At 54.0% G+C, this 12,681-nt stretch carries 6 protein-coding genes and 1 pseudogene; 6 read left to right on the forward strand and 1 reads right to left on the reverse strand.

The window, feature by feature from the left end:
* Window positions 1-563 precede the first annotated feature (563 nt).
* Window positions 564-1,184: a hypothetical protein gene (locus KO492_RS09165; protein ID WP_216044683.1), complete on the reverse strand. Its 621-nt coding sequence runs from the start codon at window positions 1,182-1,184 to the stop codon at window positions 564-566.
* A gap of 262 nt (window positions 1,185-1,446) precedes the next feature.
* Between KO492_RS09165 and KO492_RS09170 the strand changes: the two genes are divergently transcribed.
* From KO492_RS09170 to KO492_RS18935, 6 genes and pseudogenes are all read left to right on the forward strand, one after another.
* Window positions 1,447-2,217: a WYL domain-containing protein gene (locus tag KO492_RS09170; protein WP_216044684.1), complete on the forward strand. Its 771-nt coding sequence runs from the start codon at window positions 1,447-1,449 to the stop codon at window positions 2,215-2,217.
* Window positions 2,218-2,270: 53 nt separating this feature from the next.
* The gene (locus tag KO492_RS09175; protein ID WP_216044685.1) at window positions 2,271-5,771 is read left to right on the forward strand and encodes a protein NO VEIN domain-containing protein; all 3,501 of its coding nucleotides are present in this window, start codon (window positions 2,271-2,273) and stop codon (window positions 5,769-5,771) included.
* 13 nt (window positions 5,772-5,784) lie between these two features.
* On the forward strand, window positions 5,785-6,174 hold the full coding sequence (locus KO492_RS09180; RefSeq protein ID WP_216044686.1) for a hypothetical protein: 390 nt from the start codon (window positions 5,785-5,787) through the stop codon (window positions 6,172-6,174).
* Between the two features lie 5 nt (window positions 6,175-6,179).
* Entirely contained in the window at window positions 6,180-8,978 is a 2,799-nt protein-coding gene (locus KO492_RS09185) for a DUF1156 domain-containing protein (RefSeq protein WP_216044687.1), read from the forward strand.
* 12 nt (window positions 8,979-8,990) lie between these two features.
* Entirely contained in the window at window positions 8,991-12,323 is a 3,333-nt protein-coding gene (locus KO492_RS09190) for a DUF499 domain-containing protein (protein WP_216044688.1), read from the forward strand.
* 17 nt (window positions 12,324-12,340) lie between these two features.
* Window positions 12,341-12,489 (forward strand): annotated as a pseudogene (locus tag KO492_RS18935) (ATP-binding protein); the annotation flags it as partial.
* Window positions 12,490-12,681: the final 192 nt, after the last annotated feature.

Below are 12,681 nucleotides of genomic sequence, written 5' to 3' on the forward strand. Positions count from 1 at the left end.
CGCCAGCCGACATGAAACACATTCACGCCGGGGCGGGTTGGATAAGGGTAGGACGCACGCGATGATCAGGACTGTGTCCCGTTGATCACCGGTTTCAGCGGAGAGCTGGGCGCGTGGCGGGCGACAGCTGAGATCGGCATATCTGGTCTGGCAGTCAGATCATGTCAGCCGAGGCTCACTCACGAGAAAACACACAAATCGGGACCCGCTCAACTATGGTTTCCGGAAGGCCTGAACGAATCTTTCGGCGCTCCAAAACCACAGTGCGGATTTTGAGTCAAGCCAATGATACTAAACAATAAAATACGTTTAAAAGCGCGTTTTAAATTTTCGCAAACTAGAATGCGCTCGAATTGTGTAGGCTTTGAGTCAGGCAAATTGATTCAGTTGAATGAAACCTGGTGCTTTTGCCGCTGAGTGTCCTTGTTTCCTTGGTTTTTCAAATCGCCAAGAACCTATAAGTTGGTCAAAATGCTGCTGAGTTGACGAAAATGAACTTAGGTTTTTCGCACATTATTTTTGGGCTCATCTGCCCAATTGCAAAGAGCATTGGATCTATACAATTATCTCGGTGCAATTTGGCTTGCGCCTCGCTCACGTGCAAAAAGCATCAACTCTAAACAGCGTACCAGTGTGGGGCTATAGTCATATTTTTCGTTAATTTCTTTTTCAACCACCGCAAACCAACTATGGTCTTTCAAGATTTCTATATGTACGAAGTCAAAATAGCATAGATAGTTTCGCTTACTATTTATTTGGTATGGCCACCTCAGATCGAAGTTCTTTGCTACACGGCTGTCCCAGATTGGAAATAACTTGGGGTTGAGAAAGTGCATTACCTTGCTTGTTCCAACCCAAGACCCATTAATGGGAGCCTTGTCTCCCATGCTTACTAAGAATTTCCTAGCCTCGCATTTGTTGTCTAGTGCTCTAATTTCACAAATCGGTTTTTGTGATTTGAATAAAGCCATATCACATTGCCCTAAAATTGTTGGCATCCAACCATAAGCAGCGAAGGCTAGACTCAACAACCCATCATGTCGATCATCATCTTTGACGCTCTGAGCAAACAAAAGCAAAGCGCGATATGCATCTAAATATTCAACAGAATTCAGAACACTGATAGCATATGCATCTGTCAAAGTAGAAAGGTAACGATTTGTGCCCTCCGAATTGTAGCGCATATACTTGCTCCTCATGATTTCTTTTCGCAAACATAAATTCCTAGTGCTTCCGAATGCCGCACGTTTATACCAGTCAGGGTATAGTGGCTCATTCCAAGTGCCAACATCCATCTTAACTGTAGACCCATCCACACATGATCATTAGGCTGCCGCTATGGGGAAAGCGATTCAACACAATCGGACGCAGTGGGCAACGCATCGTCGCCGAGCGTACATAGAGCACCAATTGTTTTGGTGTGGCCATCTTGGCTTGTCGGATTTGATGAGCACTTTCGATCTTTCAAGAGCACAAGCTTCGAAAGAGATAAACGCCTATAAGAACGAACATCCCGAAAACATCGTGTATGACCTGAGCGCAAAAACTTACGTTCCTATTGAAGGGTTTGCGCCCAAATACGCGCAGCTTAATCCATCAACGTATTTGAATGACTTAGTGGCAATGTCTCGCGGGGAGGCAATTCCAGATGCATCATGGTATTCTCTGACTCCGGAGGTATTTTCTCCACCAATTCCGGTCAGAGGCGTTAAGGCCGAAACGCTGCGGCTGTTGATGCAGGCCATAGATTCAGGGCGACATGTGCGTACCCTATACCAGTCAATGTCTGCTCCGGAACCCAAAGAGCGAACCATTGCTCCGCATGCGCTTTGTTTTGATGGATTTAGATGGCATGTACGCGCCTATTGTTTTGATGCAGAAGAGTTCCGAGATTTCGTTATTAGCCGGATAGTTAGAGCGAAAATTGTCGAGCAAAGTTCACCTGTTGGGTGCTGCGAAGACGTAGATTGGAATACCAATATCACCCTCGAGGTTGGCCCGCACCCGGATCTGTCCGAAGCTCAAAGGCGAGTGGTCGAACTTGATTACGAAATGACCAACGGACGCGCGCAGCTCGAAGTGCGTAAGAGCATGCTCTTCTACACGTTGAAACGACTGGGGCTCGATACACCAGTCGAGGCTCGTCCCGCTCATCAGCAACACATCATTCTCACGGGCCCCTCCGACCTCCTCAAACAGATGAGGGGCGCTACATGACTCTGAACCATAACCTTATCCTCGAACTCTTTTGAAATCGGACGAGACCCGCAATGACAAAACTTGAAGACATCAAACCGGGTGGGCGCGTCTCTGGGGTAACACCCGGTAATGCCGTGGAAGTGGTATCTGTTGAATGGATCGGCAACCAAGCTATCAACGTCGTATTTCGGCAAGGGAACGGGTCAGTTTCTGAGACGACGATTTACCGTGACGATGAACATCGCCTTGATGTTCAATCCGCGGGTCGGAATTGGTCGTTCGATGCTGATGGTGCTCTCTTACGGCTAGTAACCGAAGCAAACCGTATCAAGCTGGCCCATTTCTTCGATCCGTATCTCGCGATCCATACCAGCCAGGTCGACCCTCTCCCTCATCAGATTTCTGCGGTGTATGGAGAGATGTTGCCACGGCAACCTTTGCGCTTCCTGCTGGCTGATGATCCCGGCGCGGGAAAAACCATCATGGCCGGTCTGTTGATAAAAGAGCTTATTGCTCGTAGCGACCTTGAAAGATGCCTGGTGGTAGCCCCCGGTAGCTTGGTCGAACAATGGCAGGATGAACTTGGAGAAAAATTCGGTTTGGAGTTTGATATCCTGAGTAAGGACATGATCGAAAGCTCCCGCTCCGGCAATCCATTCAATGACTGTAACAGGATGATTGCCCGTTTAGACGTCTTGGCCCGCAATGAGGATCTTCAGGAAAAGCTCCTCAAGTCGACTGAATGGGATTTGATTATCGCTGACGAAGCCCACCGGATGTCCGCGACATTCTTTGGCAGCGAGGCCAAATTCACTAAACGTTATCAGCTTGGACAGAAGCTAGGGCAAGTCTGCCGCCACTTCCTGTTGATGTCGGCCACCCCGCATAACGGCAAAGAACGCGATTTCCAACTTTTCATGGCTCTCTTGGACGGCGACCGTTTTGAGGGTCGCTTCCGGGACGGCGTCCATGTCGCTGACGTGGAAGACATGATGCGTCGTCTGACCAAAGAAGAACTGCTGCGGTTTGACGGTCGCCCGTTGTTTCCAGAACGACGTGCCTATACAGTTAAATACGACCTCTCTCCGGAAGAGGCAGCTCTATACACCGCCGTAACTGATTATGTCCGCGACGAGATGAATCGCGTTTTGCGGTTCGCAGAAACCGACGGGCGTAAAAAGAACAACGTCGGCTTCGCTTTGCAAATCCTTCAGCGGCGTCTAGCCTCCAGCCCTGCCGCAATCTATCAGTCTCTCAAGCGACGCCGAGAGCGACTTGAGGCAGAGCTGAGCGACGTTCGGCTTGCAGCAAAAGGTGAGGTGGCAGGCCTTGCACAGCCCAAGGTCAACCAAGACCTGCTGACCAACACGGACGAGTATGGCCAGGACGAAATTGACGAGATGGAGGATCTGATTGCAACCAGTGCTACCAGTGCGGAGACGGCCGAGCAGTTGGAGATCGAGGTCGAAACCCTGGAAGGGTTGGAGGGTATGGCCCTTCGCGTCCTGCATTCCGGGCACGACACAAAATGGCAGCAACTCGACAAGATTCTCGACGATGATCTGATGCTCGATACTGACGGGCATCGTCGTAAGTTGATTATTTTTACGGAGCCGAAAGACACGCTCGAATACCTCCGCAATAAGGTGACGGCGCGCCTCGGAAAACCCGATGCCGTGGATGTGATCTATGGCGGCGTAACGCGGGAAGAGCGTCGCAAGGTTGTCGAACGCTTTATGCAGGACAGGGACATGCTTGTCCTTATTGCCAACGATGCGGCGGGGGAAGGCGTCAACCTTCAGCGTGGACACCTGATGGTGAATTATGACCTGCCCTGGAACCCGAACAAGATCGAGCAGCGGTTCGGTCGCATCCATCGGATCGGGCAAACCGAGGTCTGCCACCTCTGGAACCTTGTTGCGAAGGACACCCGTGAAGGCGACGTTTATGCGCGCCTGCTCGAAAAATTGGAAGCTGCCCGCGAGGCTCTAGGTGGACGGGTCTATGACGTCCTTGGCGAACTGTTTGAAGATAGGCCGCTTCGAGACCTGCTTCTGGAAGCTATCCAGTACAATGACGATGAGGATGTGAAGGCGCGCCTCTATAATGCGGTCGATGGCGCGGTGGATCAGAGCCACCTTCTGACCCTTCTGCAGAAGCGACAACTCACTAACGACACGATGCCCGCGGCTCAAGTCCAAGAGCTACGAATAGCGATGGAGAAGGCTGAAGCCCAACGCCTTCAACCGCACCATATCCAGAGCTTCTTCGTCGAAGCGTTTCAACGACTCGGCGGACAGATTAAAAGGCGTGAAGAAGGCCGATGGGAGATTACCCACGTCCCGCTCATCATCAGGGAGCGGGACCGCCAGATCGGTCGCGGAGCACCGATCCAGAAGAAGTACGAGAGAATTTGCTTCGAGAAATCGAAGATAAACCAGCAGCCGGTGGCAGCCTTCGTTTATCCTGGACATCCCTTGTTGGACGCGGTGATCAGTATCATCCGTGAACAGAATGATCACCTTATGAAGCAGGGAGCCGTGCTGGTCGACGATACTGACGAAGGGACGGCAGTCGAAGCCCTCTTCTTGCTGGAACACTCGGTGCAGGATGGGCGTTCTGGTCACGCAGGCAATGCCAACATCGTCTCAAAGAAACTTCAATTCGCGACGGTCAATCAAGCAGGAGAAATCCATGACGCAGGGATCGCGCCGCACCTGAATCTGCGGGCAGCGACACCGGAAGAGATTGCTTCTGTCCAACCAGAGATCAGCTCCCCCTGGCTTACAGCAGACCTAGAGAAGCGCGTGGTCCAATATGCGACCATCGAGCTTGCGCAAGGCCATGTCGCCGAAGTTCGCGAGCGGCGCCTTCCGGAGATCGACAAGGTCGAGCACGAGGTCAAAGCCCGGCTGAAGAAAGAGATCAACTATTGGGATTCCCGCGCAGCCGAGCTGAAGGAAGAGGAAAAGGCGGGCAAGAAAGTACGTCTGAACTGGCGCAATGCAGAACGTCGTGCCGAGGATCTGGCTGAACGCCTGCGCCTCCGTCTTGAGGTGATCGAGCAGGAGCGCTTCATCACGTCCCAGCCCCCGCGCGTCCGGGGCGGTATGGTTGTGGTGCCGAGGGGCCTACTCCTGAACAAGGGCAGCTCTGCCAAGCCCAGTGGCTTCTCCGAAGACCCAGAAGCCCGCCGCGCGATAGAGTTGAAGGCGATGAATGCCGTCATGGCAGCCGAGCGCGCCCTTGGAAACGAGCCCGAGGACGTGTCAGCTCGCAAGATTGGCTACGACATCGCTTCGTTCGATCCGCAAACCAACCACATGCGGTTTATCGAGGTCAAAGGTCGGATCGACGGCGCGGACACAGTGATGCTGACGCGACAGGAAATCATCACATCGCTTCATGAGCCCGATAAGTTTATTCTGGCGATTGTGCAGGTCAAAGGCGGGTACGCAGCAGAGCCGCGCTACCTTCGAGGTGCGTTGGATACCCGTGAGCCACCATTTGATCAGAATGCGATCCAGTTCAACATCAAAAAACTGCTTGATCGGGCCGGAGCACCTCAATGACTGGAACAAAACGATGAGAACCGCCATTCGGACGCAACACGCAGAACAGATCATCGCCGACAGCTATGCCGGTGCCAGCAAGCCGCTTACGAAAACGACCAGTGTGCGCGACATCCACGATGTCCAGTCGTGGCGCAGCAGCCCGCGCAGAGAGCGCAGGGCCGACACTGCGCGCAAATTTGCCGCAGTGCCTTTCTATCTTGAGCTAGCAAGTCACTGCCCTGATCCTTTACCACCCAACGGCTTCCCCGCGATCTTCGATCTGGCTGACGGGCAGCGCCGCTACCCGGACAAGGGCCTTATAAAATCGCTGCTGGACCAAGGTCTGATCTCTGGTCAGACAGTCAACGATGAACTCGTGTTCGTCCTGACCCCGCCCGGCCGGGCGACATTTGAAAGATGACAAGTATGACGACACCCTACAAAAAGAAACTCATCGAGGTCGCCATCCCTCTTGAAGCGATCAATGCGGCCTCGGCGCGGGAGAAGTCGATCCGACATGGGCACCCATCCACGCTGCACCTGTGGTGGGCGCGGCGGCCGTTGGCTGCGTGTCGGGCGGTGCTGTTTGCGCAGCTGGTGGACGACCCATCAAGCCATCCGGACAAGTTCCCTACCGAGGAGGACGTGGAGGCCGAGCGTAAGCGGCTGTTCGAGATCATCGAGGATCTGGTGAAGTGGGAGAATTCGACCAACGAAGAGGTGCTGGAACGCGCACGGGCCGAGATCCGCGCCAGCTGCGGTGGTGAGCTGCCGCCGGTCTATGACCCGTTCTCGGGCGGTGGGTCGATCCCGCTGGAGGCGCAGCGGCTGGGGCTGCCTGCCTATGGGTCCGACCTGAACCCGGTGGCGGTGATGATCGGCAAGGCTATGATCGAGATCCCGCCGAAGTTTAAGGATATTGAGCCGATCCATCCGGGCATCAAAGACCGGTCATTCTATCGCAATGCCGAAGGACTGGCCGAGGATGTGAAATACTATGGCGAGTGGATGCGCGAGAAGGCGTTTGAACGCATTGGGCATCTATACCCGAAGGTTGACCTGCCGCAGGAACAGGGTGGCGGCGAGGCGACAGTGATCGCTTGGATTTGGGCGCGGACCGTGCCAAGCCCGGACCCAGCCTTTGCAGATGTGCATGTGCCGATTGCTTCCAGCTTTTTGTTGAGTTCAAAGAAGGGGAAAGAAACGTGGATCGAGCCGATTGTTGATCGTGCATCGAAAACTATCACTTATGAAATCCGCACTGGCGGCACCAAAGAAGACTGGGCCAAAGCGAAAGAAGGCACCAAGCAGGGGCGCGGTGCCCATTTCCGTTGTCTAATGTCAGATACGGCGATCACTCCGCAGCATGTCACATCCAGCGGGAAGTCTGGTACAATGGGGCAGACATTGATCGCGGTGGTCGCTGAGGGCAAGGTCGGGCGTATTTTTGTTCAGCCAAACGATTTTCAGGAAAGTTCTGCGGCGACGGCAAGTCCGAGTTGGAAGCCAAATCAAAGGCAACCAGACAACCCGCGATGGTTTTCGCCGCCTGCATACGGGATGGAGACTTTTGGAGATCTGTTCACAGATCGCCAGTTGGTCGCACTCAATACGTTCAGCGATCTGGTGCATGAAGCCCGCGCTCAAATTGAGGGTGATGCACTAGCCGCAGGAAGACTGGATGATGCTACCCCGCTTCGAGATGGCGGCTGCGGAGCAAAAGCCTATGCCGAAGCAATCAGCGTGTACTCTTCGTTTGCTATAACAAAAATGGCCGATCGCGGCAGCACGATTTGCTCATGGGATTCCAGCAGGTCAAGTCTTAGAAACACTTTCGGCAGGCAGGCAATTCCCATGACTTGGGATTTTGCCGAAGGTAACCCATTCTCTGGATCTACAGGTAGCTGGGAACCATGTGTTGAGTGGACATGGAAAGCTGTCGAAAATTATATGCCATCTGTGTTCGGTAAAGAGATTCAACATGATGCACAGACGGTTAAGTATCCCGAAAATACGGTGATCTCCACTGATCCACCGTACTACGACAACATTGGCTATGCCGATTTGTCCGATTTTTTCTTTTGTTGGATGAAGCCGGTTATCAAGCCAGTTTTCCCTGACTTGTTTGGTGTCCTTGCTACGCCCAAATCCGAAGAGTTGGTTGCGACACCGTACCGACACGGCGGCAAAGATGCTGCGGAAGTCCACTTCCTGGAAGGCATGAGCCGTGCAATTGCCAATATGGCGCAGCAATCTTCTGACGAAGTTCCTGCAACTATCTACTACGCGTTCAAACAAAGTGAGATTAGAGACGAAGGTATCAGCTCAACTGGTTGGGCGACGTTCCTGCAGGCTGTCGTCGAAGCTGGATATGCTGTCGTCGGCACATGGCCTTTGCGTACAGAAATGGCCAACCGCATGATCGCGTCTGGTACCAACGCATTGGCAAACTCGGTGGTGCTCGTTTGTCGGAAGAAAGAAGAAACAGCGGAGACAATCACCCGAGCTGAGTTCATCCGCGCCCTGAAACGCGAACTCCCACCAGCCATCGGCGAGCTGCAAGCCGCCAACGTCTCCCCTGCTGACATGCCACAATCGGCCATTGGCCCTGGCATGGGGGTCTTCTCCCGCTACAAGGCGGTGCTGGAAGCGGACGACAGCCCGATGACGGTCAAGACCGCGCTGCAGCTGATCAATGCCGAGCTCGACGAGTTCCTGAACGACCTGCATGGCGAGTTCGACCCCGACACCCGCTTTGCCGCGACCTGGTTTGAGCAAAATGGTTACACCAAAGGCGACTATGGCGCGGCCGACAACCTTGCCCGTGCGCGCGGTATTTCGGTTGAAAGCGTCAAGCATGCCGGGATTATCGAAAGTTCAGCCGGGAAGGTCCGTATCCTGAAGCGCGCGGAACTCGACCCAGATTGGGACCCCGAGGAAGACACGCATCTGACCATTTGGGAGTGCTGCCAGTATTTGATCCGTACGCTCGAAAACGAGGGTGAATACGCCGCGGCGGAGCTGCTCAAGAAGATCGGAAGCGAGCGGGCCGAGACCGTTAAGGATCTGGCCTATTACCTCTATGACGTCTGCGGCAACAAACGCCAGGACGCAAAAGAGGCGACCTCTTACAACGGCTTGATCGCTGTTTGGACTGATTTGACCCGTCTGGCGGCTACGATCCACGTGACCGACAAAAACCGCCAGACCCGTATGGATATTTGAAGGTGATTTGAGATGGCAAAAAGTACGCGCCAATATGTGTTTGAAGGCATGGAGCATATGCAAAAGGGCTTGCAGCCTTTTGTGATGCAGCGGCTTGAAGCGGGGCTTGGCAAGGGGTGGCCGCAAGAGGTGATCTCCCGCTTCCCGCACTGGCGGCCGGAGGGTAACGGGAAGTTCACGCTCGACACCCAGAAGCTGTTGCAGATCATGGAGCGCCTTTGGAACGATGCGTTCCGCGATGTGCTGGATCGCACGCACCGGTCGATCGTCAACGAGCTGATCGACGTCCGCAACAAGCTCGCCCATGACGGTAAGTTCTCCTATGACGATGCGGAACGGGCGCTGGACAGTATGCGCCGCATCCTTGACGCTGTGAGCGCTGGGGACAGCGCCGACGAGATCAGCAAGATGCGGGAGGCTATCCTGCGGACCAAGTTCACAGAGCTTGCCCGGAACGAGGAGCGCAAAAAAAGCAGTTCCACGACGATTTCGACAGAGACGGTTTCTGGCCTGCTGCCCTGGCGCGAAGTTGTGGAGCCACATCAGGACGTAGCGACCGGCGAGTTTCAGCAGGCTGAGTTCGCGGCTGACCTTGCAAAGGTCCACAAGGGGACGGCGGCGCAGGAATACAGCGACCCGCGCGAGTTCTTCAGCCGTACCTATCTGACTGAGGGCCTCAGCGCCTTGCTCAAGGGGGCGGCCAAGCGCCTGTCCGGCGCCGGTGGTGATCCGGTCGTTGAACTGCAAACCAATTTCGGCGGAGGCAAGACGCACTCGATGTTGGCGCTTTATCACATGGCCGGACAAACCGGTGTCAACGATCTGCCGGGCCTCGATCAGCTGCTTTCGGGTAACGGGCTGGATGTCCCAGAGAAGGTGAATCGTGCTGTCTTGGTCGGAACATCGCGGGGGCCGCAGGACGTCATCACCCTAGAAGGAGGGCAGGTCATCAAGACGACCTGGGGCGAGCTAGCATGGCAGCTTGGTGGTCAGGCTGGCTTCGACATGATCGCGGAAAACGATGCCCGCGGTATAGCGCCGGGCTCGAACCTGTTGGAAGATATCTTCAACAAGTTCTCGCCCTGTCTGATCCTGATCGACGAATGGGTCGCCTACCTGCGCCAGATCTACAAGATCGAGGGACTGCCGTCCGGTTCGTTCGACGCAAACCTGTCATTTGTTCAAGCGCTGACCGAGGCCGTGAAGGCTTCACAGCAAACGTTACTGGTCGCCTCGCTGCCCGCCTCTCAGATTGAGGTCGGCGGTGAAGGTGGGCAGGAAGCTTTGGCCCGCCTGAAACAGACCTTCAGCCGCGTCGAAAGTTCTTGGCGGCCGGCATCGCAGGAAGAAAGCTATGAAATTGTGCGACGGCGTCTGTTCAAGGAAATCCCGAGTGACAATTACCGTCACCGCGACAACACCCTGAAGCAGTTCGCAAAGTTATATCGAGAGAACCCGAACGATTTTCCGCTTGGCTGTGCGGACGAAGATTACCGCCGGAAGCTGGAGAAGGCCTATCCGATTCATCCGGACCTGTTTGACCAGCTCTATACCGCTTGGGGGTCTCTGGAGAAATTCCAACGGACACGAGGCGTTCTCCGTCTCATGGCACAGGTCATTCACGAGCTTTGGATGTCCGGCGATCCGTCTATCATGATCATGCCGGGAAGCGTGTCCATCAGTTCCGAACGTGTGGAACCCGAGCTTTTGCACTACCTGGACCCATCATGGCAGTCGATCATTGCTGGCGACATCGATGGCACGTCTTCGACCCCATATAGGATCGACCAAGCCGCACCGAACCTGAATCGTTACTCGGCCACGCGTCGCGTAGCCCGTACGGTATTCATGGGTACGGCGCCGCTGCACTCTCAGGAAAATAAGGGCCTCGACGACAAACAGATTAACCTTGGTGTTGTACAGCCGGGAGAGAAGATCGCAATATTCGGTGATGCACTGCGTCGCCTAACCAACCAAGCAAAGTTCATGCATGGTGACCTGGGCCGATATTGGTATTCTATGTCTGCGAGCCTCAACCGCATAGCCGCTGATAGGGCAGGACAACTCGAAGATGCCCTTGTCCTTGTCGAGATAGACAAAGCCCTGTCGACATACATCAATGGCCTTGCAGATCGAGGGAACTTCGACGCTGTGCAGGTAGCCCCTGACAACTCCGCAGCTGTACCGGATGAGGCAGGTGGCGTCCGTGCCGTGGTTCTGGGTGTGGCGCATCCACACAATGGCCGTGATAGCTCCGATGCAATGACGGAAGTAAAGGACATCCTGCTTCAGCGTGGCTCAACGCCGCGCGTCTATCGCAATACTTTGGTATTTCTGGCTGCGGATGCTCGTCAACTCGACAACTTGAAAGATGCTGTGCGTTCCCTATTGGCGTGGGATGAGATAGTTCGCGATGCGAGCAGCGGTCGATTGGATCTCAAGTCCAGTGAGATGTCGCTCGCGAAAGACAAGGCTCTGGAAGCCAAGGAGACCGTTCAGACACGGCTTAAGGAAACATGGGCTTATCTGATCTACCCTTATCAGGACAGTGCGCAAACTGACGTCTACTTCTCATCGGCCCGCATTCCTGCCCAGGATGGCCTCCTGAGGCGGGCAAGTAAAAAACTCGTCAGTGAGGAAGCCCTTCTCCCTGAGATTGGTCCAGAGCGCCTAAACCGCGAACTGGAAAAATACATTTGGAATGATCGCGATCACCTGCACATCAAAGACCTGTGGGAATACCTGAACCGGTATACCTACCTGCCAAGACTGAAAGATCGGGATACTCTCATTCGCTGTATCCGTTCTGCAATATCGCAAATGGTGGCGGGCCCCTTCGCATATGCTGAAAACTACGATAGCTCTAAGAACGAGTACTACGGCCTCTCCATCGAAGGGGCTGGAAACATTGCGGTCACAATTGACGCTGACAGTGTTATCGTACGGCCAACGGCTGCAGAAACAGCGAGAGCGAAGAAAATACCGGCTCAGGCTGAAGGGGCAGCCGGCACATCGGTAACTTCCACTGATGCTCAGGTAAAGCCGACAACCATAGGCGGGGAAGATGACGATGGTTCTGAGCACCGTGGTGCCCAAGCGACAGAAGCGCCCCAAGATCCAACCAGGTTTCAAGGTACGGTAATGATCTCGGCTGACCGCCCAGCTAGAGACATGGCCCAAATTGTTGAAGCGATTGTTGAGCAATTAACCACCATCCCGGGAGCTGAAGTATCTCTCCGGTTGGAAATTGATGCGGAAGTTTCTTCGGGTCTTGATCGCTCGAAAGTGAGAACTTTGACTGAAAATGCAACGACGCTCGGTTTTATCGATAAAGCGATCACGTGATTGCCCGATTTTCCATGTTCGAAGAGTGGACCAAACCTAATGCACAGAACGTTTGACCGACGTCCTCTTGGAGAGGCTGACCCACCACTTCAATATCCTGGAAATGAACGGCAAAATCTATGAGCTTAATCAAAGCCGCGCCCATCTCATCAGCGTAGGGAAATAATCCTCACAGAATTGACCCGGTAATCCCCTGTTTTTAATGGGGGATTGCCGTTTAACCACAATATCTAACTGGCGACCTTTCTCTTTATTCAAACTCGAACAGTTGATTGGTAAGTAAGCGCAGCGAATAACAGGTTTTCACCATCTCTACCTAAGTAGCGTGAACGGCCCGAAGCATGCGTAATTGGGCTGC

This window comes from Celeribacter halophilus, assembly GCF_018860305.1.
Classification (GTDB): Bacteria; Pseudomonadota; Alphaproteobacteria; order Rhodobacterales; family Rhodobacteraceae; genus Celeribacter; species Celeribacter halophilus_A.

Bases quoted from the DNA above. Each gene is read 5' to 3' on its own strand.
- KO492_RS09180 (WP_216044686.1), top strand. From the start codon at position 5,785: ATGAGAACCGCCATTCGGACGCAACACGCAGAACAGATCATCGCCGAC.
- KO492_RS09190 (WP_216044688.1), top strand. From the start codon at position 8,991: ATGGCAAAAAGTACGCGCCAATATGTGTTTGAAGGCATGGAGCATATG.
- KO492_RS09185 (WP_216044687.1), top strand. From the start codon at position 6,180: ATGACGACACCCTACAAAAAGAAACTCATCGAGGTCGCCATCCCTCTT.
- KO492_RS09170 (WP_216044684.1), top strand. From the start codon at position 1,447: ATGAGCACTTTCGATCTTTCAAGAGCACAAGCTTCGAAAGAGATAAAC.
- KO492_RS09175 (WP_216044685.1), top strand. From the start codon at position 2,271: ATGACAAAACTTGAAGACATCAAACCGGGTGGGCGCGTCTCTGGGGTA.
- KO492_RS09165 (WP_216044683.1), bottom strand. From the start codon at position 1,184: ATGCGCTACAATTCGGAGGGCACAAATCGTTACCTTTCTACTTTGACA.